The organism is Acinetobacter sp. KH_038 (assembly GCF_057839405.1).
Genome location: NZ_CM174489.1, coordinates 2,582,868 through 2,607,479 on the forward strand (window position 1 = coordinate 2,582,868; position 24,612 = coordinate 2,607,479).

14 protein-coding genes, 6 tRNA genes, 3 rRNA genes and 1 pseudogene are annotated in these 24,612 nt (G+C 46.1%); 4 read left to right on the forward strand and 20 right to left on the reverse strand.

Annotated features, from left to right (window positions below; all coding sequences use genetic code 11):
- Nucleotides 1-116 precede the first annotated feature (116 nt).
- From rrf to secA, 13 genes are all read right to left on the reverse strand, one after another.
- A 5S ribosomal RNA gene (gene rrf, locus AC3IT7_RS12195) occupies nt 117-231 on the reverse strand.
- A gap of 190 nt (nt 232-421) precedes the next feature.
- Nucleotides 422-3,318, reverse strand: a 23S ribosomal RNA gene (locus AC3IT7_RS12200).
- 346 nt (nt 3,319-3,664) lie between these two features.
- Nucleotides 3,665-3,740, reverse strand: a tRNA-Ala gene (locus AC3IT7_RS12205).
- A 46-nt stretch (nt 3,741-3,786) separates the two neighbouring features.
- A tRNA-Ile gene (locus tag AC3IT7_RS12210) sits at nt 3,787-3,863 on the reverse strand.
- 60 nt (nt 3,864-3,923) lie between these two features.
- Nucleotides 3,924-5,461 (reverse strand): 16S ribosomal RNA (locus AC3IT7_RS12215).
- Together the 16S, 23S and 5S rRNA genes with 2 tRNA genes alongside form the textbook arrangement of a ribosomal RNA operon.
- A 936-nt stretch (nt 5,462-6,397) precedes the next feature.
- Nucleotides 6,398-6,474 (reverse strand) — tRNA-Pro (locus tag AC3IT7_RS12220).
- Nucleotides 6,475-6,491: 17 nt separating this feature from the next.
- A tRNA-His gene (locus AC3IT7_RS12225) sits at nt 6,492-6,567 on the reverse strand.
- A gap of 33 nt (nt 6,568-6,600) precedes the next feature.
- Nucleotides 6,601-6,677: transfer RNA gene (locus AC3IT7_RS12230), tRNA-Arg, on the reverse strand.
- A 34-nt stretch (nt 6,678-6,711) separates the two neighbouring features.
- Nucleotides 6,712-6,788, reverse strand: a tRNA-Pro gene (locus AC3IT7_RS12235).
- Between the two features lie 151 nt (nt 6,789-6,939).
- A complete protein-coding gene (gene nadA / locus AC3IT7_RS12240; RefSeq protein WP_489248648.1) occupies nt 6,940-8,007 on the reverse strand; it encodes a quinolinate synthase NadA in 1,068 nt (355 codons plus the stop codon).
- 151 nt (nt 8,008-8,158) lie between these two features.
- A complete protein-coding gene (argJ, locus tag AC3IT7_RS12245) occupies nt 8,159-9,379 on the reverse strand; it encodes a bifunctional glutamate N-acetyltransferase/amino-acid acetyltransferase ArgJ (protein WP_489248649.1) in 1,221 nt (406 codons plus the stop codon).
- A 158-nt stretch (nt 9,380-9,537) separates the two neighbouring features.
- The gene (locus AC3IT7_RS12250; protein ID WP_475655000.1) at nt 9,538-9,891 is read right to left on the reverse strand and encodes a hypothetical protein; all 354 of its coding nucleotides are present in this window, start codon (nt 9,889-9,891) and stop codon (nt 9,538-9,540) included.
- A 139-nt stretch (nt 9,892-10,030) separates the two neighbouring features.
- Nucleotides 10,031-12,757 carry a preprotein translocase subunit SecA gene (gene secA, locus AC3IT7_RS12255; protein ID WP_489248650.1) on the reverse strand — a complete coding sequence of 909 codons (2,727 nt, stop codon included), beginning with the start codon at nt 12,755-12,757 and terminating at the stop codon, nt 10,031-10,033.
- A gap of 333 nt (nt 12,758-13,090) precedes the next feature.
- On the opposite strand from secA, the gene AC3IT7_RS12260 reads away from it, so the two are divergent.
- Nucleotides 13,091-13,732 (forward strand): peroxiredoxin, encoded by a 642-nt coding sequence (locus AC3IT7_RS12260; protein WP_489248651.1) that lies wholly within the window; start codon nt 13,091-13,093, stop codon nt 13,730-13,732.
- A gap of 379 nt (nt 13,733-14,111) precedes the next feature.
- A pseudogene (locus AC3IT7_RS12265) lies at nt 14,112-14,527 on the forward strand (phosphatase domain-containing putative toxin); the annotation flags it as partial.
- Here the strand turns inward: AC3IT7_RS12265 and AC3IT7_RS12270 are convergent.
- The 4 genes from AC3IT7_RS12270 to trpA are packed head-to-tail and all read right to left on the reverse strand — an operon-like array spanning nt 14,524 to nt 18,551.
- On the reverse strand, nt 14,524-15,576 hold the full coding sequence (locus AC3IT7_RS12270) for an SPOR domain-containing protein (protein WP_489248652.1): 1,053 nt from the start codon (nt 15,574-15,576) through the stop codon (nt 14,524-14,526). The pseudogene AC3IT7_RS12265 and the gene AC3IT7_RS12270 sit on opposite strands and share 4 nt — an antisense overlap.
- Nucleotides 15,573-16,856, reverse strand: a complete 1,284-nt coding sequence (gene folC, locus AC3IT7_RS12275; RefSeq protein WP_489248653.1) for a bifunctional tetrahydrofolate synthase/dihydrofolate synthase — start codon at nt 16,854-16,856, stop codon at nt 15,573-15,575. The genes AC3IT7_RS12270 and folC overlap by 4 nt, the downstream gene beginning before the upstream one ends.
- Nucleotides 16,853-17,749: an acetyl-CoA carboxylase, carboxyltransferase subunit beta gene (gene accD, locus AC3IT7_RS12280; protein WP_475654818.1), complete on the reverse strand. Its 897-nt coding sequence runs from the start codon at nt 17,747-17,749 to the stop codon at nt 16,853-16,855. Before accD ends, folC begins: the two co-directional genes overlap by 4 nt.
- Before the next feature lies 1 nt (nt 17,750).
- Nucleotides 17,751-18,551, reverse strand: a complete 801-nt coding sequence (gene trpA, locus AC3IT7_RS12285; RefSeq protein ID WP_475654817.1) for a tryptophan synthase subunit alpha — start codon at nt 18,549-18,551, stop codon at nt 17,751-17,753.
- Between the two features lie 365 nt (nt 18,552-18,916).
- Here trpA and AC3IT7_RS12290 point away from each other — a divergent pair, with 365 nt between their 5' ends.
- On the forward strand, nt 18,917-20,251 hold the full coding sequence (locus AC3IT7_RS12290; RefSeq protein ID WP_489248654.1) for a Na+/H+ antiporter NhaC family protein: 1,335 nt from the start codon (nt 18,917-18,919) through the stop codon (nt 20,249-20,251).
- 48 nt (nt 20,252-20,299) lie between these two features.
- Here AC3IT7_RS12290 and AC3IT7_RS12295 read toward each other — a convergent pair whose 3' ends face one another.
- Nucleotides 20,300-21,337, reverse strand: coding sequence for a helix-turn-helix transcriptional regulator (locus AC3IT7_RS12295; protein ID WP_489248655.1), 1,038 nt, complete (start codon nt 21,335-21,337; stop codon nt 20,300-20,302).
- A 142-nt stretch (nt 21,338-21,479) separates the two neighbouring features.
- On the opposite strand from AC3IT7_RS12295, the gene AC3IT7_RS12300 reads away from it, so the two are divergent.
- The gene (locus AC3IT7_RS12300) at nt 21,480-22,358 is read left to right on the forward strand and encodes a metal-dependent hydrolase (protein WP_489248656.1); all 879 of its coding nucleotides are present in this window, start codon (nt 21,480-21,482) and stop codon (nt 22,356-22,358) included.
- Nucleotides 22,359-22,632: 274 nt separating this feature from the next.
- Here AC3IT7_RS12300 and AC3IT7_RS12305 read toward each other — a convergent pair whose 3' ends face one another.
- Nucleotides 22,633-23,625, reverse strand: a complete 993-nt coding sequence (locus tag AC3IT7_RS12305) for a DUF2804 domain-containing protein (protein WP_489248657.1) — start codon at nt 23,623-23,625, stop codon at nt 22,633-22,635.
- A gap of 137 nt (nt 23,626-23,762) precedes the next feature.
- The gene (locus AC3IT7_RS12310) at nt 23,763-24,272 is read right to left on the reverse strand and encodes a DUF1543 domain-containing protein (RefSeq protein WP_489248658.1); all 510 of its coding nucleotides are present in this window, start codon (nt 24,270-24,272) and stop codon (nt 23,763-23,765) included.
- Between the last annotated feature and the right edge of the window lie 340 nt (nt 24,273-24,612).

Consider the following 24,612-nt stretch of genomic DNA (forward strand, 5'->3'; position numbering starts at 1 on the left):
TTTTAAATTTCTAGACTTTTCTAATTTCTAAATTTAACCATCTGATTTCCCTACTTTTATTTTATCCGTGCATAAAAAAACACCCCCTGCATCAGCAGGGGGTGTTTTGAATAATGAGCTGGCGATGACTTACTCTCACATGGGTAACCCCACACTACCATCAGCGCTAAGAGGTTTCACTTCTGAGTTCGGGAAGGGATCAGGTGGTTCACTCTTGCTATTGTCGCCAGCACAACTGTTTATGGATACTTGCTTTGGTCTTATCTAGTCACTTTTCAGTGTATGCCAATGCTTTTTCCAAATGAGTTATTAACAGGTATATCTGAGTTGAATATTGTCTTACTAACGAGATACTGAATCAAGTCGTTTTGCTGAATATCGAATCAATTGATGCTTTATACAACAACTGTTTGGGTGTTGTATAGTCAAGCCTCACGAGCAATTAGTATTGGTCAGCTTCATGCATCACTGCACTTCCACATCCAACCTATCAACGTCGTAGTCTTCAACGGCTCTTTAGAGGACATAAAGTCCTGGGGAAATCTTATCTTGAGGTAGGCTTCCCGCTTAGATGCTTTCAGCGGTTATCCCTTCCGAACATAGCTACCCGGCGATGCGACTGGCGTCACAACCGGTACACCAGAGGTTCGTCCACTCTGGTCCTCTCGTACTAGGAGCAGATCCTCTCAAATTTCCAACGCCCACGGTAGATAGGGACCGAACTGTCTCACGACGTTCTAAACCCAGCTCGCGTACCTCTTTAAATGGCGAACAGCCATACCCTTGGGACCTGCTTCAGCCCCAGGATGAGATGAGCCGACATCGAGGTGCCAAACACCGCCGTCGATATGAACTCTTGGGCGGTATCAGCCTGTTATCCCCAGAGTACCTTTTATCCGTTGAGCGATGGCCCTTCCATACAGAACCACCGGATCACTAAGACCTACTTTCGTACCTGCTCGACTTGTGGGTCTCGCAGTTAAGCGCGCTTTTGCCTTTATACTCTACGCGTGATTTCCGACCACGCTGAGCGCACCTTCGTACTCCTCCGTTACTCTTTAGGAGGAGACCGCCCCAGTCAAACTACCCACCAGACATGGTCCTCGCTCCAGATTATGGAGCAGAGTTAGAACCTCAATATTACCAGGGTGGTATTTCAAGATTGGCTCCACCGAAACTAGCGTCTCGGTTTCAAAGCCTCCCACCTATCCTACACAAGTAAGATCAAAGTTCAATGTCAAGCTGCAGTAAAGGTTCACGGGGTCTTTCCGTCTAGCCGCGGGTACACCGCATCTTCACGGCGAATTCGATTTCACTGAGTCTCTGCTGGAGACAGCGCCCCCATCATTATGCCATTCGTGCAGGTCGGAACTTACCCGACAAGGAATTTCGCTACCTTAGGACCGTTATAGTTACGGCCGCCGTTTACTGGGGCTTCGATCAAGAGCTTCGCTTACGCTAACCCCATCAATTAACCTTCCAGCACCGGGCAGGCATCACACCCTATACGTCCACTTTCGTGTTTGCAGAGTGCTATGTTTTTAATAAACAGTTGCAGGGGCCTGGTTTCTGTGGCTGCTCTCAGCTCAGGAAGCAAGTTCCATCACCAAAAGCAGCGTACCTTCTCCCGAAGTTACGGTACCATTTTGCCTAGTTCCTTCAGCAGAGTTCTCTCAAGCGCTTTGGTCTACTCGACCTGACCACCTGTGTCGGTTTCGGGTACGATTCCTGTGTAACTGAAGCTTAGAGACTTTTCCTGGAAGCATGGTATCAGCCACTTCACTGTACAAGTACAGCTTGCTATCAGTTCTCAGCATAGAGCACCCCGGATTTGCCTAAGATGCATGCCTACAACCTTCCACCTGGACAACCAACGCCAGGCTGACTTAACCTTCTCCGTCCTCTCATCGCATTACACAGAAGTATTGGAATATTAACCAATTTCCCATCGACTACGCCTCTCGGCCTCGCCTTAGGGGTCGACTCACCCAGCCCCGATTAACGTTGGACTGGAACCCTTGGTCTTTCAGCGAGCGAGTTTTTCACTCGCTTTGTCGTTACTCACGTCAGCATTCGCACTTCTGATACCTCCAGCAGACTTCTCAATCCACCTTCATCGGCTTACAGAACGCTCCCCTACCACGCATAATAAATTATGCATCCGCAGCTTCGGCATATAGTTTTAGCCCCGTTACATCTTCCGCGCAGGCCGACTCGACTAGTGAGCTATTACGCTTTCTTTAAAGGGTGGCTGCTTCTAAGCCAACCTCCTAGCTGTCTATGCCTTCCCACATCGTTTCCCACTTAACTATAATTTTGGGGCCTTAGCTGGCGGTCTGGATTGTTTTCCTCTTGACTACGGACGTTAGCACCCGCAGTCTGTCTCCCGGATAGTACTCATTGGTATTCGGAGTTTGCATCGGTTTGGTAAGTCGGGATGACCCCCTAGCCGAAACAGTGCTCTACCCCCAATGGTATTCGTCCGAGGCGCTACCTAAATAGCTTTCGGGGAGAACCAGCTATCACCAAGTTTGATTAGCCTTTCACCCCTATCCACAAGTCATCCCCTGGCTTTTCAACGACAGTGGGTTCGGTCCTCCAGTTAGTGTTACCCAACCTTCAACCTGCTCATGGATAGATCACCTGGTTTCGGGTCTATACCCAGCAACTAAACGCCCTATTAAGACTCGGTTTCCCTACGGCTCCCCTATTCGGTTAACCTTGCTACTGAATATAAGTCGCTGACCCATTATACAAAAGGTACGCAGTCACCGGACACAATGCCGGCTCCCACTGCTTGTATGCATGCGGTTTCAGGATCTATTTCACTCCCCTCACAGGGGTTCTTTTCGCCTTTCCCTCACGGTACTGGTTCACTATCGGTCAGTCAGGAGTATTTAGCCTTGGAGGATGGTCCCCCCATATTCAGACAAGGTTTCACGTGCCTCGCCCTACTCGACATCATCATATAAGCCCTTTCGTGTACAGGACTATCACCGTCTACGGTCGCACTTCCCAGAGCGTTCCACTAGAACTTATATGACTTAATGGGCTCTTCCCCTTTCGCTCGCCGCTACTGAGGGAATCTCAATTGATTTCTTTTCCTAAGGGTACTGAGATGTTTCACTTCCCCTCGTTCGCCTTGCAACACTATGTATTCATGTTGCAATACCTACCTTATGGTAAGTGGGTTTCCCCATTCAGACATCTCCGGATCACAGGATATTTGCCGCCTCCCCGGAGCTTTTCGCAGGCTATCACGTCTTTCATCGCCTCTGACTGCCAAGGCATCCACCACATGCACTTAATTACTTGACTATACAACCCCAAACAGTCGCTTGATCCTACAAGTAGATCAACCAACATTCAGTTTAGTGTCTCGTGAACTTAATCACTGTACAGCTTCAATTAGATTCATATACCAAAACGCTTGATTCAGTTAATCGCTAGTTTCTCAGTTCTTCATCTCCATTCAACTATGTCACTTGCGTGTCATACTTAAATATCAATTTAGTTCTGAGCCTTAAACAATTTATTTCAACTCAAATATATTCTGTTAATGATTGATCTAGCCTTCGTCAGGTCTAGACGCTGTGATAAATCACAGAAGTTAATAAGCTTAAACTTACTAAATTCTATAATCTAGCAACTTAGTCTTAAATGATGGTGGAGACTAGGAGAGTCGAACTCCTGACCTCCTGCGTGCAAAGCAGGCGCTCTACCAACTAAGCTAAGTCCCCAGCTTATCAATAAGTCAATGTTTCTGATTTCTGTAAGTTTGCAGAGTGGTGGGTCTGACAAGACTTGAACTTGTGACCCCACGCTTATCAAGCGTGTGCTCTAACCAACTGAGCTACAGACCCTCAGATACATCGTATGAAGAACAACTTGTTGTGGATTCTTACCAATCGTCAATCTTTCGTTAAGGAGGTGATCCAGCCGCAGGTTCCCCTACGGCTACCTTGTTACGACTTCACCCCAGTCATCTGCCACACCGTGGTAAGCGTCCTCCTTGCGGTTAGACTACCTACTTCTGGTGCAACAAACTCCCATGGTGTGACGGGCGGTGTGTACAAGGCCCGGGAACGTATTCACCGCGGCATTCTGATCCGCGATTACTAGCGATTCCGACTTCATGGAGTCGAGTTGCAGACTCCAATCCGGACTACGATCGGCTTTTTGAGATTAGCATCCTATCGCTAGGTAGCAACCCTTTGTACCGACCATTGTAGCACGTGTGTAGCCCTGGTCGTAAGGGCCATGATGACTTGACGTCGTCCCCGCCTTCCTCCAGTTTGTCACTGGCAGTATCCTTAAAGTTCCCGGCTTAACCCGCTGGCAAATAAGGAAAAGGGTTGCGCTCGTTGCGGGACTTAACCCAACATCTCACGACACGAGCTGACGACAGCCATGCAGCACCTGTATGTAAGTTCCCGAAGGCACCAATCCATCTCTGGAAAGTTCTTACTATGTCAAGACCAGGTAAGGTTCTTCGCGTTGCATCGAATTAAACCACATGCTCCACCGCTTGTGCGGGCCCCCGTCAATTCATTTGAGTTTTAGTCTTGCGACCGTACTCCCCAGGCGGTCTACTTATCGCGTTAGCTGCGCCACTAAAGCCTCAAAGGCCCCAACGGCTAGTAGACATCGTTTACGGCATGGACTACCAGGGTATCTAATCCTGTTTGCTCCCCATGCTTTCGCACCTCAGTGTCAGTATTAGGCCAGATGGCTGCCTTCGCCATCGGTATTCCTCCAGATCTCTACGCATTTCACCGCTACACCTGGAATTCTACCATCCTCTCCCATACTCTAGCCAACCAGTATCGAATGCAATTCCCAAGTTAAGCTCGGGGATTTCACATTTGACTTAATTGGCCACCTACGCGCGCTTTACGCCCAGTAAATCCGATTAACGCTTGCACCCTCTGTATTACCGCGGCTGCTGGCACAGAGTTAGCCGGTGCTTATTCTGCGAGTAACGTCCAAGCATCTTGGGTATTAACCAAGAGCTCCTCCTCCTCGCTTAAAGTGCTTTACAACCAAAAGGCCTTCTTCACACACGCGGCATGGCTGGATCAGGGTTCCCCCCATTGTCCAATATTCCCCACTGCTGCCTCCCGTAGGAGTCTGGGCCGTGTCTCAGTCCCAGTGTGGCGGATCATCCTCTCAGACCCGCTACAGATCGTCGCCTTGGTAGGCCTTTACCCCACCAACTAGCTAATCCGACTTAGGCTCATCTATTAGCGCAAGGTCCGAAGATCCCCTGCTTTCTCCCGTAGGACGTATGCGGTATTAGCATCCCTTTCGAGATGTTGTCCCCCACTAATAGGCAGATTCCTAAGCATTACTCACCCGTCCGCCGCTAAATCCAGTAGCAAGCTACTTTCATCCGCTCGACTTGCATGTGTTAAGCCTGCCGCCAGCGTTCAATCTGAGCCATGATCAAACTCTTCAGTTTAAAATCAGTAGTACCTTTAAAGGGCACCAATCTTGGCTCATCAATTTTCTGACAAATATTTCTCAAATAAACTTCGAGTAATTTCTACCATTCAATCAATGAAAATAATTTCGATCGATCAACCAGCAAAAATCCACACAAGTTGTTCTTCATAATCTCTTAATGATCTTCTTGCTACTTCGTCAGCAGCAAGCTAGGTCGGCTATATTACTCTTTATTTCGAAAGAGTCAACAGGTTCAGTCGATTATTTTTAAACTTCTTCAAGACTTCCAGATTTAAACCCTTTGAGCTAAATCCTTGTTTCTCAACAAGTTTTAATCAACATCACCGCCGATGGATGTGCATTCTACAGCATTTCACACCCAACACAACCCCTATTTTTAAATAATTCAGCAAAAATATCACGACTGTTTATTTATTCTACAGAAAATGTGGTTTTTACTCTCTACTGGGTAATATTTAAACATTTTAAGGAAATTTATGCGGTTTAATTAAGTGCAAGAGCACTTTTTGGGACGGTTTAATATTTATATGCCGATCAAGATGAAATTTTAATAGCAGAAATATCATTTTCCCCACCCATTCTATTTACACAACTGTATTTAGATTTTTAAACGTATATACACCTGTTCAAATAAAACAGTCAGAGCATTATCACCTCCTTCCTTTTTAGAAACTTTATGCTCCAGATATAACTGCATGTTTGAATCCAAACAAACCATTAGACCTCGGATGGCAATTTCCCCATAAATAGATGACTGAATTGAATTAAGTTGCATCAAAGATAAACTGATATGGATTTAGTAGTGGCTACCTGATAGTTGTTAAAAATAAGTCACGACAAATAATATTGTATATATTTTATACTTATTGAATTTCAGGCATAAAAAAACCGCTTAACGCGGTATCTTTTATCTCGACCATCTTGAAAGAGATGGTCGGAGCAGTAGGATTCGAACCTACGACCCCCTGGTCCCAAACCAGGTGCACTACCAGGCTGTGCTATGCTCCGATTTCAACTTTAAAAGTTGGGGTGAATGACGGGATTCGAACCCGCGACAACTGGAATCACAATCCAGGGCTCTACCAACTGAGCTACATCCACCATCATTTTGATTCTTAACATCAAGCGACCAAATGGCGCGCCTGACAGGATTCGAACCTGTGACCATCCGCTTAGAAGGCGGATGCTCTATCCAACTGAGCTACAAGCGCGTTACTGATGCAAACATCATTTGCCTTGAAGAATTGGTCGGAGCAGTAGGATTCGAACCTACGACCCCCTGGTCCCAAACCAGGTGCACTACCAGGCTGTGCTATGCTCCGATTCATCTCAGCTTTCGTATCGAACATCGTTCGGTACGGTGTGCATTCTAGGCGTGACGCCCGGAGACGTCAACACCTATATTTAAAAAAAACCTAAAAAACCCTTCAAGCGTTTATTTATCAAGCGCTTCAGACATTTTTTATACAAATTTTAACGTTTTAGACCGGCACTGAAGTTCAACATGCGATCTAGAGGCAGTTTTGCACGTTCCGCCAGTGCAGGATCAACATGTACTTGCTGATCTTTATGCTGTAATACATGCAAGATACCATCCAGCTCATTCATGGCCATCCAAGGACAATGCGCACAAGAACGACAGGTTGCCCCTTCGCCCGCAGTTGGCGCCTCAATCAGGATTTTATCTGGAACCGCCTGCTGCATTTTATAGAAGATGCCACGATCCGTAGCCACAATTAAGCGCTGATGTGGCAAGGTTTGAGCTGCTTTGATCAGTTGCGAGGTACTGCCCACTGCATCTGCAATCTCAACCACCGACATAGGCGATTCTGGATGTACCAATACTGCAGCATCTGGATGGAGAGCTTTCATACTGGCAATACCGCGTGAACGAAACTCCTCATGCACAATACAGGCACCATCCCAAAGCAACATTTCCGCACCAGTTTTGTTTTGGATATATCTGCCCAAATGTTGATCCGGCGCCCAGATAATTTTTTCGCCAAGGCTATCCAGATGTTCAACAATTTCCACAGCACAGCTGGAAGTCACTACCCAATCGGCACGGGCTTTCACCGCGGCAGAAGTATTGGCATAGACCACAACGGTATGATCAGGATGTGCATCACAAAAAGCCGTAAATTCATCAACCGGACAACCCAGATCTAGTGAGCAGGTTGCTTCGAGCGTTGGCATTAGCACGGTTTTATCTGGAGATAAGATTTTTGAGGTTTCGCCCATAAACTTCACCCCTGCCACCACCAACGTTGAGGCTGGATGATCACGGCCAAAACGTGCCATTTCCAGAGAATCCGAAACACAACCACCGGTCAGCTCTGCCAGCTCCTGTACTTCAGGATCGCAATAATAATGCGCCACCAAAACAGCATCCTGTTTGTCCAGCTCTGCCTTGATCTGTGCAAATTTGTCTAATTTTTCCTGCTGACTCATTTGATGCTCTTGAGGCACACCTAAACGATCTAAATGCGCCTGCACAATTGACTTGGCTTCATTGGCTATTAATTTGGTCGCATCATTCATAACAACTCTTACTCTACCCTAACTGTCCGCAGCGATACGGACATTCACCCTACACTCTGGCCATATTTGGCAAAACGCTATTTTTGACCAGTCATTAAAAAAGTAATTTATAAAAAAAGCCTCGCAGTGGAGGCTTTCGAAATGATCTGACTTATGAGCGATAGTCTGCATTAATCTTGACATAGTCATAAGACAGGTCACAAGTATAAACCGTGTCCTTTGCCTCACCACGCCCAAGATCAACACGAATCATCATTTCAGCTTGTGCCATTACACGGGCACCGGCTGCTTCGGTATAATCTGCTGCCGCACCACCATCTTTGCAGATTTGTACATCATCTAACCAAACCTGAATTTTTGCAACGTCTAAGTGAGCTACACCGGCATAACCAATCGCTGCCAGAATACGCCCCCAGTTCGGATCTGATGCAAAAATGGCTGTTTTAACCAGTGGTGAATGCGCAATACTATAAGCCACATCACAACATTCCTGAGTATTGGCACCACCTTCTACCGCAACGGTAATAAATTTGGTTGCACCTTCACCATCACGCACAATCAGTTGTGCCAGGCGTTTCATGGTACGTGTCAATACCTCTAAAAGCACTGTATAGCGTGGATCTTCAACCGATGTGATTTCAGCACCACCGGCCTGCCCTGTCGCAATCAAGATACATGAATCATTGGTCGAGGTATCGCCATCAATGGTAATACGGTTAAAGGATACATTCACCGTTTCTGTCAATAACTGTTGTACCAGTTCGCGACTGATAGGAGCATCGGTTGCCACATAACCCAGCATGGTTGCCATATTTGGACGAATCATGCCGGCACCCTTGGAAATACCGGTCATGGTATAGGTGATACCATCCAGCTCGAACTGCTCTGAAGCGCCTTTTGGTGTGGTATCTGTGGTCATGATTCCGGTTGCTGCGTCCACCCAGGCATCATCACGCAATGTGTCTAATGCAGGTTGCAGACCGCTCAGCAAACGCTCCATCGGAAGCTGTTCGCCAATCACGCCTGTTGAAAATGGAAGAATTTCCTCAGGTTTTACCCCGGCAAGTTGCGCCAGTTTGGCACAAGTCGCTTCCGCATTGGTCATACCTGTTGCACCCGTACCTGCATTGGCATTGCCGGTATTGATCACCAGGTAACGTGGATTAGCCACCTGTAAATGTGCTTTAGATACATGCACCGGGGCTGCACAGAAGGCATTTTGGGTAAATACCCCTGCAACATTGGAGCCTGCAGCCAGTTCGAATATCACCAGGTCACGTCGGTTCTGATAACGCACATATGCTTCGGCCGAACCAATTCTCACCCCTTTCACCACATGCATCTGTGGCATAGATACGTCACCAACTGCCATTTTAAAGTCCAATATTGAAGTTTCAGAAAAATACAGCTTAGTTGATCTGCAAGGAAAAATCGAGCCAAAGCCTGAGCGAGCCTGAGATTTTTGATAGATTTTCACAATAAAAAACCAGTCATCAAGACTGGTTTCGGTATTTTTAAAAGCACAGCATTTTAATTTTTCGCCAGTTGCCCAGCTTCATTTAATAAAGCCTGTTTCGCCTGTTGCTGACTGGTGGCAGAAAGTGCCGGATTAGATGCCACAATACGGTCTGCATTGGCGGCATTTGCAGGTGCAATCGCAGCGGTCTGCAACACAATCGGACGGTTCTGATTGGCAAAGGTGTAACGAATCCCGGTACGTGGGCTGGCTACGGTCACTTGTGCATCTGTGCGTTGTACTTGAGCCGTGGTCGTACCCACTGCTTGCTGAACCTTATCAAGTGTCGTGGTAGCTGGTGTTTCTGCAAAACTTAAAGCAGGCATTGCCAAAGCAGCAAGCATGAGCGTTTTTAATACTTTTTTCATTCAGGTTATTCCACTTTTCGGTGTTGAATGAGCCATTAAATACCATTTAATCTGCAAGACTGCAAACAGTATTCGGCTTCTGAAAAATCTTTAAACATAAAAAAAATCAGAGCCATGTGGCTCTGATTTTCAAGACTGCTTAAATTCTGCCATGACACTGTTTATATTTCAGGCCTGAACCACATGGACACGGCGCATTACGGCTTGCCGGTGCTTCAAATACTGGCGCAACCGGATTTGCCTCGGCATTTTGCTCAGTAGTCACCTCATGTTCGTCCGCCAATAAACCGTCAAACTCGTCATGAGACAACTGTAAACGCATTGCTTCGGCCTGTGCCTGCTGCTGCGCTTCCATTTCAGCCAGTTCTTCTGGGGTCGGTACATGAATACGCGACAAGTCTGTTACTACATCCGACTTGATCACACCGAGCATGTTTACAAACAGATTATAGGCCTCTTTTTTGTATTCCTGCTCTGGATTTTTCTGTGCATAGCCACGTAAATGGATACCCTGACGCAAGTAATCCATGGCTGCCAGATGCTCTTTCCAGTGACGGTCCAGAGAATTCAGCATAAAGTGACGTTCAAGCGATGCAGCAGACTCTTCACCCATTTGCTCACGGCGTGAACGGTAACGATTCAGCACTTCATCGGTAATACGTCCGACCAAGGCTTCTTCGTCCAGACGACGGTCCTGTTCCAGCCATTCACCAATCGGAAGATCCATCGACAGGTCTTCACGCAAGGCCAGTTCCAGACCTTCAATATCCCACTGGTCATGAATCGACTCAGGCGGAATATAATTGGCAATTACACCCTGCATCACTTCACGGATCATTTCTTCAATATAATCCTGTAGTGAATTTTCTGCCAGAATGTCATCACGCTGGCTATAGATGATCTTACGCTGTTCGTTATTCACGTCATCGTATTTCAGCAGGTTCTTACGAATATCAAAGTTACGTGCTTCCACTTTACGCTGGGCATTTTCAATCGAGCGAGACACCATTTTGTGCTCAATCGCTTCATCTTCCTGCAAGCCCATGGCACGCATCATGCCAACCACACGATCCCCGGCGAAAATACGCATCAAATCATCTTCAAGCGACAGGTAGAAACGCGAAACACCTGGGTCACCCTGACGACCGGCACGACCACGCAACTGGTTATCGATACGACGCGATTCATGACGTTCAGAACCTATAATATGCAAACCACCTGAATCCAGTACAGCTTGGTGACTGGCATCCCATTCCGCTTTCAGACGTGCTTCATCTTCAGCAGTTGGGTTTTCAATTTTGGCCAGCAATGCTTTCCAGTTACCACCCAGCAGAATATCGGTACCACGACCGGCCATGTTGGTGGCAATGGTCACGGCACGCGGTGCACCGGCCTGCGCAATAATATCCGCTTCACGTTCATGCTGTTTGGCATTCAGTACTTCATGGGTAATACCGGCCGCTTTCAGCTTATCTGACAGAATCTCAGACGCTTCGATGGTCGCAGTACCAATCAGGATCGGCGCCACACCCGCTTCATGCACACGCTGAATTTCCTGAATAATCGCGTTATATTTGCCTTCACGATTTAAATAGATTAAATCGTTCTGGTCGTCACGGATCATTGGACGGTGAGTCGGAATCAGGACCACATCCAGACCATAAATTTCTTTCATTTCCGCCGCTTCTGTATCAGCAGTACCGGTCATACCAGATAATTTTTGATACAGACGGAAATAGTTCTGGAATGTTGTAGTTGCCAGAGTCTGGTTTTCTGGCTGGATTTCCAGACCTTCTTTTGCTTCTACCGCTTGATGCAAGCCTTCAGACCAGCGACGGCCCGGCATGGTACGACCGGTATTTTCATCGACGATAATCACTTCACCATCATTGATGATGTAATGTACATTGCGTTGATAGAGATAATGAGCACGAATGGCCGCAGTGACATGATGCAACAGGTTCAGGTTCGAAGCTGAATACAGGCTCTCACCTTCAGCCAGCAGGCCCATTTCAATCAGTTCACTTTCAATGGTTTCGAAACCGACTTCGGTAATTTCAACCGAACGCTGTTTTTCATCAATCCAGAAATGACCGCCATCCGGCACTTTTTCTTCTTTTTGCGGCTGTAATTTTGGTGGAATATTATTGATGGCTGCATAAAGCTGTGAAGAGTCTTCACTTTGACCAGAAATAATCAGCGGGGTACGTGCTTCATCAATCAGGATCGAATCGACCTCATCAATAATTGCATAGGTCAGGCCACGCTGCTTTTTCTCGGCCAGCGAGAACACCATGTTGTCACGCAGGTAGTCAAAGCCAAATTCGTTATTGGTCCCGTAAGTAATATCGGCACGATAAGCTTCGGCTTTTTCCATCGGATTTTGCATAGAATAAATAATGCCGATACTTAAACCCAAAAACTCGAATAATGGACGGTTGAGCTCGGCATCACGTTGCGCCAGATAATCGTTCACGGTAATGACATGCACACCCTGACCGCTCAGCGCATTGAGATAACAGGCCAAGGTACCCATCAGGGTTTTACCTTCACCGGTACGCATCTCTGCAATTTTACCTTCGTGCAAGGTAATACCACCGATCAACTGTACGTCATAATGACGCATGCCCATCACCCGCTTCGCGGCTTCACGGCAGACTGCAAATGCTTCAGGCAGTAATTTATCGAGGTTTTCACCCTTATTATATCGTTGTTTGAATTCTTCAGTTTTTGCAGATAAGTCTGCATCGCTCAGGGTAGATATCGTCGGCTCGAGCACATTAATCTTGTCTACGATTTTACGCATGCGTTTGAGTTCGCGCTCATTTTTGGTACCGAAGATTCCTCCGATCAGACTTGCCAACATGAATAGACTCTCTAAATCTTGCTTGTCAAATGAATATGTTCTTAGTCGTTATTATGGTGCTAGAAATTTGAACTACAAGGGTTTTGCCATAAAACCGCTGAAAAAAATCTGATCCTGAGTTCTAGCCCCGAGATCTAAGGAAAAGTAATGTAGCAAACTTTAGCTGTGCAATATAGTCAATTAGACGACTGATTTGTTTGATTCTAGCTGGATAGATAAATCACTTATGCAGTTTATTCATAAAGAAAGCTAAAAACACTATTTTTAATCATAAAAAATTTGGTTCATATTTATTTTATCAAACACAACATAACAATGAATTGAGGCAAGCAAATGAGTTTACGTCTAGGCGATACCGCACCAAATTTTGAACAGCAATCCAGCGAAGGCCTGATTAATTTTTATGACTTTCTGGGTGATAGCTGGGGCATTTTATTTTCACATCCGGCGGACTATACGCCGGTATGCACCACTGAACTTGGCTATACAGCAAAGCTGAAAGATGAATTTGCAAAACGCAGTGTGAAAGCCATTGCCTTATCGGTCGATGATGTTGAATCGCATCATGGCTGGATTAAAGACATTAATGAAACTCAGGATACGACCGTCAACTTCCCGATCATTGCCGATCAGGACCGTAAAGTCTCCGAGCTGTATGACTTTATTCATCCAAATGCCAGTGAAACACTGACAGTTCGTTCTTTGGTGATCATTGATCCGAATAAAAAAGTCCGTTTGATTATCACCTATCCAGCATCGACCGGTCGTAATTTCCATGAAATCCTGCGTGTGGTGGATTCATTGCAACTTACCGACAACCATAAAGTGGCAACCCCTGCAAACTGGCAGCAAGGTGAAGATGTGGTGATTGTGCCTTCACTAAAAGATGAGGAAGAAATCAAGCAACGTTTTCCGAAAGGTTATAAGGCAGTCACGCCATACCTTCGCTTAACGCCACATCCTGAGCAAAATTAAAAGGACTCCTTTTTAATTTTGCGCAAGACAAGCGAAGCGCGTAGTATGAGATGAGTCAAACACTGCTCTGCCCTGAGGAATATATTCCGCAAGAAGACGAGAAATTATGCTTCGAGTGATAACCTAAAGCACTTCTTTAAATATTCATAAGACAAGCGAAGCGCGTAGTTGAGATGAGTCGAACACTGCTCTGCCCTGAGCAATATATTCCGTAGGAAAGAATATAAACACTGATCAGAACACTATTTGCTGCACAAAAAGCCTGTTTTAGTCGACAGGCTTTTTTCATTGACGATAAAGCTGAAGCACCAATAAAAATAATATATAGATAGAAAATGACACTGGTACTTAGCTTACAATTGCCGGGCTTGCACTCCATTTAAAAGCATCTAATATCCAGCATGTGATTAATCTGTGTTCACGCGCTAAAGATATAGAAATTTTGGCACATGCAAATCTCGGACTTGAGCATGCTCCTATTCATACCTGGGCCATGAATCGGGAAGATGTGTTGAACGTGATGCAGTTGATCCAACAGGCGCGACAGCATAAAAAAAATATTCTTACACTGCGATCACGGTTCTGACCGGACAGGTGCCAGTGGGGCCATGTAGCGGATTATTTTTCAAAACTGGCCTAATTGAAGATACAGTACAAGAAATGAAATATGGCAGTTATGGCTTTCATCCAATTTGGCGCAATATGGAAAAGTTGTTTAGCCCTGAAAATGTAAAATGGATTTGCGAACAGCTCGCAAATCCATCTACAGAAACTTCGACTGGCGAAAACAATTAACGCCTATCCAGTGGCACCCAGTCATTGACCCAAGCTGATTTCATATTCAGGCTAGCATCAGACACAATTTTCTTGCGCAGTGCATCTGCAGTATCACGGTCTTTCGATGGGCCAACCATGATACGAATCCCTTTAGACGTCGGACTCTTGGTCACTTTATAGCCCTTGGCACGTAATTTGGCCGCAACCGCGTCTGCATTGGCCTCATTGGCTGCCAGTGCCACCTGCACCATCCATTGCTTGTCACTTTCACCTTCCAGCAGTTTACGTGCCTGTTCAGCTTCGGCTTTCTTCTTGGCGTCTTCTGCTGCCTTTTTCTTGGCTTCTTCAGCTTTACGTTTTTCCTCGGCAGCTTTACGTTCAGCTTCTTTCTTTTCGGCAGCTTTACGTTCAGCTTCTTTCTTCTCGGCAGCCTTACGCTCTTCCTCAGCCTTACGTTTTGCCTCAGTCGCCTTACGTTCTGCTTCGGCTTTTTGCTGTTGCTCTAATTTACGTTTTTCTTCAGCGGCTTTATTTTCCGCTGCTTTACGTTCAGCTTCTTTCTTGGCTGCATCGGCAGAACTATTGGCTTTCTGTTGTTCCAGCTGCTGCTGGGCTAGCTTTTTGTCTTGCGCAGCCTTTTCTTCAGCCAGACGTTTCTGTTTGGCCTGTTCATCTTCGACCAGTTCTGGTGGAATATTATCCGAGCTTTGCTGTCCCAGACGGTGTGCATTCAGAGCCGCATATTCTTCAGCAGCTTTACGCGCTGCATCTGCTTCAGCCTGCTGTTGCATCGCTAAAAACTCAGCCGCACGTGCTTCCTGTTCTGCAACCGATTTTTCCCGGTCACGGCGTTGCTGTTCCAGTAAACGCTTTTCGGTTTCCACATCGACCGTCAAGGAGCCTAGCGAATGATTGACTGCCTCTTTAGCTTCCACTTCCGCAGCCTGTGCTGGTTTTTGCTGACGGTCCTGATTGATTTCATCTTGACCTTTCAGGAGTAATGCTGCCAATAAAACACCACCACCGAGTAAAACAACACCGCCCATCCAGCGCTGTTTATTATTCATTGACATTCTTCCAAATACTCCCATACCGCTTCTAAGGTATGAAATGATCCACATACCAAAATCAGCTGATTATTATCGCTTTGATCCAGTGCTGATTTAAAAGCTAATTTTACATTGTCAAATTGCTCTACCGCTTCCCCATGCAGCGCATCAGCCAGAACTGTGACCTCTGCCGCACGTGGTACGGATAATGGTGCAATTTTCCACAATTGGATTGTATCTTTCAATAACTCGGTGACAGAATTTATATCTTTATCTGCCAACATTGAAAATACACAAATGATTTTTTTATATTTTTGATTGTAATTTAAATAATTGCGCAACTGCTTCAGCAGAAACTCGACGCCATGCGGATTATGTCCGGCATCAAAAATCACGGTTTTATTCTGGATTTGACGAACTTCAAAACGTCCCGGCAACGTTGCGGTTTGAATACCTTGAGCCATTGCGTCCTGACTGACCGTTAAACCGCTCAGCAAAATGGCAGCCACAGCGGTGGAAATATTATCCAGCGCCAGAGCGCCTGTTGGAAGCTTTAAGGTTGTGCCTGAAGAAGCGAATGCCCAGCTTTGGCCATCTTCAAATGCTTCATAAAAATAATCACGGTGAATGGCATACAACGGCGCATTACATGCTGATGCCTTTTCTAAAATCGCTTGCGGAATCTGTTGCTGTCCGCCAAAAATTACCGGAATATCCGGCCGGATAATGCCGGCTTTTTCAAAGGCAATTTTTTCGATACTATCACCAAGCCAGTCAGTATGATCCAGACCAATATTGGTAATTACGGCTACATCCGGATTGACCACATTGACCACATCCAGACGACCGCCCAGGCCTACTTCCAGCACCCAGACATCACACAACTGATCTTTAAAAATCACAAAAGCGGCCAAAGTGGTCGCTTCAAAGAAAGACAGGCTCAAATCACATTCGCGACGAGCCTGATCCACCTGAACAAAAGCATCAATCAGCAACTGATCTTCGACTTCAATGCCGCGCAATTTTACCCGCTCATTGAAACGATACACATGCGGTGACTGATACAGGCCAACCTTGAAGCCTTGTGCATTCAAGATCGCAGCCAGTGTGGTGGTGGTCGAACCCTTACCATTGGTTCCAGCCACCGTCAGCACTTTGGCCGCTGGACTGGTCACCCCGAGCTTTTCAGCCACCGGAATGACGCGTTCCAGACCTAAATCAATACCCGTAACGTGAACATGGCTCCAATAATCGAGCCATGTATTTAAAGAATCTGTTGCTAGCGGTGCTGTGTTCAATGCAAGTTCATCAATTTCGTAACAATACGGTAAACTGTATCACGTAATGCGTGACGGTGAACAATCTGATCGACTACACCATGATCAAGCAAATATTCTGCGCGCTGGAACGGTTCTTCCAGTTTTTCACGTACTGTCTGTTCAATCACGCGTTTACCGGCAAAGCCGATCATCGCCTTTGGTTCAGCCAGATGTACATCACCCAACATTGCCAGTGATGCAGTCACGCCACCATAGACCGGATGCGTCAATACCACTACATAAGGCAGGCCGGCTTCTTTTAAACGCTGGATCGCAGCTGAAGTACGTGCCATTTGCATCAGAGACAACATGCCTTCCTGCATACGCGCACCGCCTGAAGCAGCAAAGCAGATTAAAGGCTGACGTGCTTCAATCGCGCGTTCTGCCGCCTGAACAAAGCGGTCACCGACCACAGTACCCATAGAACCGCCCATGAAATCGAATTCAAAGGCACAGGCAATCATTGGGACGTCTTTGAGCAGACCTTGAATCACCACCAATGCTTCGGTTTCGCCGGTTTTCTTTTGCGCTTCTGCCATACGGTCCGGATAGGCTTTGCTATCGACAAACTTTAATGGATCTTTGGCTACAAATTCCTGACCCAGTTCAGTTTGTACCTGGTCAAAGAACCAGTTTAAACGCTCACGGGCTTTCATGCGCAAATGTTCATCACACTGCGGGCAAACATAGGCATTAAATGACATCGCGGTACGGGTCACCAAAGCATGACATTCAGGACATTCGACCGTAGGCTCGGTAAATGTCGCTTTGTAGATCGCCTGCTCATCGGGTACATGAATGCCTGGAACAATGCGTTCCGTCCATGGGGTCGATGGGCTCAGAATTTTGCCTGGTTTCACTGGTTGACTCATACTATAACTCATCGAGCGCTGCTCGAAGCTCCTTGACTTTATTCACCGTTGCAACAACGGCTTGTTCTGGTGCGAGCGTTGCAAACTGCTTTACAAACGCACTTCCCACAATAACTGCATCGGCAGCAACACCCATCGCTTTCGCAGATGCAGCATCGCTGATACCGAAACCTACGCCTACAGGAACATCAGTCACAGCTTTAATCTTTTGAATGCGTGCAGCGGCTTCAGAAACATCTAAAGTTGCTGCACCGGTCACGCCTTTCAACGATACGTAGTAAATAAAGCCGCTGGCCTGTTTTGCTACATGTTGAATTCGTGTATCGGTTGAAGTTGGTGCCAGCAGGAAAATCTGATCCATGTCATATTTTTCCAGCACTTCACCCAGACTTTGTGCTTCTTCTGGCGGCAAGTCCACCAGCAGCACACCATCTACTCCACATTCATAGGCATAAGCCACAAACTTTTCATAACCAATGACCTCGACCGGATTCAGATACCCCATCAGCACCACCGGTGTTTCGCGATCTTTCAAGCGAAATTCTTTCACCATGTGCAGTGCATCCAGAGTATTAGTTCCGCCTGCCAGAGCGCGTTCAGCCGCTAAAGCAATTACCGGACCATCTGCCATCGGATCGGAGAAAGGCAGACCCAGCTCAATCACATCGACACCCGCGTCTACCATCTCATGTAGCAAAGGTACAGTGACCTCCGGATGCGGATCACCAGCCATAACATAAGAAACTAAAGCTTTACGCTGTTGAGATTTAAGTTGTGCAAATCGTGTGGCTAAACGTGACATAGGGCTGAGCTTTCCTTAACGTGTTTCAAACTTGAGGCATTGACTATGTAAAAATACAAGACGTCGCATTGTAACGCTATTTTTTGTCCAATGAACAGTCTGCGATACCGACCTCGAGTATTTCATTTCCTGTGCGAAGATTTCAAAACAATTCGGAAGGGTCTATTTACGATTATTTTGATTTTTTTCACAATGATCAAAGATGCCTAATTTTGCTATTACCTAAAATCCTGAATATTTAGATAAACTTATTTTTATCATACAAAAATTAATAAAAATGCAGATGTTAGCGCATTCATTTAAAGTTTTCTGAAATTGCAAAACCTGCTTTATACTAGTCTTATTCTCTTAATTTTTTATCTCCTATGCAGACTTCTTCCGAAGGTACAGTGCAGGCACGCGCCATTGCACTGCTGCCGCTTATTGTATTTTTAACCCTGTTTTTGGGTAGCGGGATCTATCATTCCCTGATCGGAACCGAGTTCGCGTTCTACCAGGTGAAAGCGCCTGTTGCTGCCCTGCCCGCGATTATTCTGGCTGTATTCATCTATCGTGGCAAACTTAATCAGGGCATTGAAGCCTTTCTTAAAGGTGCCAGTCATCCGAACTTAATTCTGATGTTCATGGTGTTTATGCTGGCCGGCGCCTTTGCCAGTGTCAGCAGTGCCATTGGCAGTGTCGATGCCACAGTACAACTCGGCCTGTCGATTATTCCGCCTGAATTTATCCTGCCAATGCTGTTTATTATCTCGGCTTTTATTGCCACGGCGATGGGTACCTCCATGGGGACCATTGCTGCCTGTGCCCCGATTGCCTTTGGTTTTACCCAGGTCACCGAGATTAGCGTGATTTATGCGATTGGCGCCGTAGTGGGCGGTGCCATGTTCGGCGACAACCTTTCCATGATTTCAGATACCACCATTGCTGCCACCACCAGCCAACGGGTGCAATTACGTGACAAGTTTAAAGTCAATGTCTGGATTGCCGTACCGGCATCGATTGCCACCATCTTGATTTATGCTTTGAGTAGCAGTAGTTCCAGCGCTGTAGAATATAAAGATTTTAACTGGTTACTGGTCTTACCTTATATTGCAGTATTTATTTTGGCTTTTAGTCGGCTGCATGTTCTGGCGGTTCTGAGCATCGGGGTTCTGCTTTCCGGTTTATTTGGCCTGTTTGCCACAACTGAATTTGATCTGCTCAAACTGAATAATTCCATTTATGACGGCTTTGTCGGCATGTTTGAAGTGGCATTATTGTCCATGTTCCTAGGTGGCCTGTCGGCAATCATGCAACGTGAAGGGGGTTTACGCTGGCTGATCGAACGTATTTATAGCTTGACCCGCCTGTTTAAGGTCGGCCGTCAACGTGCCGGTGAAATCGGGATCAGCTTTCTGGTGGTGTTTTCGAATATCTTTGTGGCCAATAATACCGTGGCGATTATTCTGTCTGGCGATATGGCACGTGAAGTGGCCAAAGAATACGGCGTGGATCCCAGACGCTCTGCCGCGCTGATGGATATTTTCTCCTGCGTGGTACAAGGTTTGATTCCTTATGGCGCACAGTTGCTACTTGCCTGTTCCATTGCAAAAATCTCGCCGGTGGAACTGATTGGCGGCGTGTACTATTGCTGGATTCTGGCCATCTTTGCCATGGCTGCGATTGCATTTAGATATCCGAAGATCAAAGCAAGCGCTTAACTTGATCATCCTTGCAAAATAAAAAAGCGACCGCTACAGGTCGCTTTTTTATTGTCGGGAATGCTTTAACTGTTTCTTGCGTTGCAGCAAGGTTTGTCCAGTCGCAGCCTTATAGGCGCGGGCCAATGCTGACTGATCGGAATAATCCAGCGCTTCGGCAATCTCGCTCAGACTCAGCCCCTGCTGTAATAAAATCTCGCAGCGTTTGATCCGCTGCTGTTCCAGCACTTTTTTAAATGATGTGTGATAGGTACTGAACAGGCGCTGCAAGCTTCGGGTCGACATTAACAACTGCTGGGCAAGCTGCTCAATTTTGATGGCCTGCTGCCGGGTTCGCAGCTGTTCGGCAATGATTTGCTCCGCCTGTTGCAGCATACTGTGCAGTTGCGGTTTGGCTGCGATTGCCTGTTCCGCCTGACGGATCAATAACTGTAATAACATGGGATCTGCCTGTTCAGATTTATAGGCGAGTCCTTGCAGATCCAGTTCTAGTCCATAATAAGTCTGGACAAATTCAACCTCAGTGGCAAAAAATTTCTGATAATGAATGGGTGCTATCTCAGCCCTATGTGCAAAACGTACGCGGTGCAGTAAAAGCGGCTGATCTTGCAAAATAACCCGGCCCAACTGCACCATCGCGGCCATGGTCAGCTCATTTAACAGGTTATATTTTTCATCTAGATAGGCCCAGTGAAGTTCAATACTGTGTTCATGCTGCTTCAACTGCAAGGGCACGAACTCACTGCCATCAACCACCAGGCGCTGAAAACGCATGATATAGCCAAGAATCTCGGCAACATTGCTGCTACGCGAAGCCATATAGCCCAGTACCCCAAAATGCTCAGGACGAATCACCTGCACGATTTCAAAAACCAGCTGCGGACAGTTTAAATATTGCTGGGTTCTGAACAGCAACTGGTTTAACAGCTCTAAAGGCACCTGGGTATCAAAAGGCTGATCGATGAGCGAGGCAAGCGGCTCCTGCAAATCCTGCAGAAACTCGGCATTCAGGGGCTCGATCTGCAGACCGCGCAAATAGGTTGCCCAAAGCTGAATATATCCATTGGAGATTTTAATTTCCGGCATGCGCAATTCTCAATGACAGCGGCAATTTGATCTGTTTTATTTTCATTTGGCATAAAATGTATAAAAATTGGCAAGCACTGTCAAAACAATTGCGGGATTCCCCGACATACTGTCAGTATCGTCACAAAAAAGAATGTATAAGATGAATGCAGTATTAAAATCTTCGATAAAGCCCGTGGTGCGTAGCCAGCTTGATTTTAAACTGGAGGAAATCCCGCGTTACTGGTTTGGCGGCGATCCTTTTCTGACCCGTATGTTCGATGCCCTGAGCCTGACCTTTCCAGATGGTGAGCGCTATTTCATTCAGAGTGTGCGCCTGTTCCGCGATCAGATCACAGACCCGGAACTGCAACAACGTGTTGCAGATTTTATTCGTCAGGAAGCACAGCATGGCATTGCCCATGAAAAAATGAACCAATTGATGCGTGAACAAGGCATGCCAGTCGACGACTTTATTGAACGGCTGAACAAGATTTTTGCTCATGACCTCAAACACCGTTCACCACAGTTTAATATCGCAATTACGGCAGCGGCAGAACATTTGACTGCATTGATGGCTGAAACTTTTTACGGGCAGAAGTCCACCTTGCAAGACGGCCATCCTTATGTACGTGCCATGTTTGCCTGGCATGCCATTGAAGAAATGGAACATCGTGATGTGGCATTTGACGTCATGAAAGATATCGCGAGAACGCCTGAATGGATGCGCAAAATGGCCTTGCTCAGCACCACATTTTGGATGTTTAGTTTCACCGCCTATCGCGCCAATGTCATGCTGAAACATGATGGCTTCAGTTCCTTACAACGTTTGCAGATGAACTTGAAAGGACTGCCCTGGTTTTTTGGCTCTAAGGGCACTTTGACCCGCATGGGCAAGCAGTATCGCGACTGGTTTAAAAAAGATTTTCACCCCGGTCAGCACCCGGTTATTGCGCAGTATGAGGTCTGGGTAAAGACGTTAGCAGAAACCAATGATCCGATTCAGGCCGGAGAAGCCTTCTGGCAGGCTGCAAAAGACTAAAATCAGCATAGTCCAAATAAAAAAAGCCTTTATAAACTGGAGGCTTTCAAATCATTTTAGATAATTCGTTCTTTTGCATAAATTAAAAAACAGACATTCTGTTCATATTGAAATGGATATTGAAAGCCCCTTTTCCCTTTGCGAGGAGACGCACTGCCTGGCAAGTAAATGCAGGATTTTATAAGGACTTTCTGAGGAACATATTCCATAAACCGCTTACAAGCAGAAGAGATTCCTTTGATGCTGATTAAAAATAATTTCTAAAAGCAGCTCTCTACCACTTGGCATAATGCTGCTCAAGCAAGGCATATTCATTCAATAAAATAATTTCCTGATCATCCTGCCGGATCGTGCCGCACACCTTGGCTTGCCACTGGCTAAACTGACTGCCCACCAAGCGCAGGTTGAGATTTTCATAACGGCGCCAGCCTGTACTCACCATCAGATTCAATTTTTCATCCAGTGATTGAATCGTCCATTTGTTTTCAGACTCCTGCTGGAACAGTACATCGGCCAAAGGGTAAATTTTCCCATTGATCCACAGACAGTTTTCATTGCCAAAACTTTCATTTACCCCGGATGCCAGATTAATGCCAATCCGGTTCTGCTTCACATCCCAGAAATTGCAGGACAACCAGAACCAGGCTGTTTCGGGACGTAAAAAACCACAGGTATCATCCAGAGAAGCAAAGCTGCGTTCATTAAACTGGATGGTCTGCCCCTGCTTGTTGACAAAATAGCCTTCACAGCCCAGGGTGGTCAGCTTCTGGGTATAGGTCCAGCCATTAATGCCGGTCGGACTGCACATACTCAGTGGATCGGTGCCGGCACAGAAAATTCGTGCGCTGAGCTTAATCTCGCCGTATTTAGTGACATTGATATATCGCACCCCGTTGGCATGCTGGATATCAACCTGAAAAGGCGATTTATGAAAATAACTGTGATTGAATAAGGGCTGTTCATCGAGCACGGTATGATGTGACAGGAAATTAATTGCATTCCACTCCTGCACCTCATTGCTCATATGGTTATAAACATAGACAAAACTGTGCCCTGCCCAGGCAACGTCGGCAATTGCCAGACCAATGGTATAATGTTCGTGCTGGATGCTACAAAATTTGATTTTTTTATATTTTAGATGCTTACGCCAGCCTGACAGCACATGACCATACGGGCTTTTGTACTGATATGCATGGTAATCAATACTTTTTGGAAGTTCTTTGAAACGTCCATAACGCGGTTGTCCATTTGCCTGAATTAAATCCATTTAAGACGTTCCATCTCAGTCAAAAACTGTTTTTCCTTTTCGGTATTATGCCGATTATTGCAATTTGATAAAGATTTTTTTTAAGCCACTCGTCGAATCATGACACTCATCCGGCTTTGTATTCCTATCTTGCAGTCTTAAATGATCAGATAGGTATTTTCCCAGCGATTGCCGTTAAAACTACCCTCTACCAGCTGTACATAGCGACCATGAACCTGGTCAATCGCAAGACAGTCGTCTACATCGAGGACACGGTCAGTATGCTGTTTTTGCCAGTGCTGGGCAAAATAGGCCTTGCCGCGCTGTTTGGCCACCATGGCATTTTGTGCAACCACCAGTACATAACGATGCAACTCGCCAAATTCACGTGCATCATAGCCGCCTAAATTAATCAGCCAGAGCTTTTCATCAGCTTGATTCGGAGCAGCATCGGTAAATTGAACCTGATAATGTTTACCCTCGAACTCCAGCCCGTTAATTTGTGCCCAGGCATCAATATGCAGCCCTTTCTGTTCAGCAAACCAGGCATTTTTCAGTTGCGAATAGGTTTCTTCCAGATTTTCACCTACTGCCAGTACCACATCATGCACTTCTGTATTGGCACGCGCATGACGTCCACCGAGCATCACAATAAACAGACTGGGCATGATCTTTCCTTATTTAACTTCGATTTTTAACCGCATTTGATGCAGGTTTAGAAGTATATCGCAAAGCCATGGCTTGATCTTGACGGCAGGACTTGTCAAGAACACATTTTCAAGCTGGCCAGAAGAAATTGGCTCAGGCTGGCATGCGCTCACTGAGCATCCATATCCATTTCAGAATCAGGATGATCCTGCCGGCTGCAAAAAAATCATCTTTAGCGAATACAATCTGCTAGCCAACAATTTCTATCCAGAGCCACAATAATTTCGCCCTGCACCAGATTATTTTTTTTGTACAAAATACAAACACGGCTAAACCATACAAATCTGTACAAATTTTCGC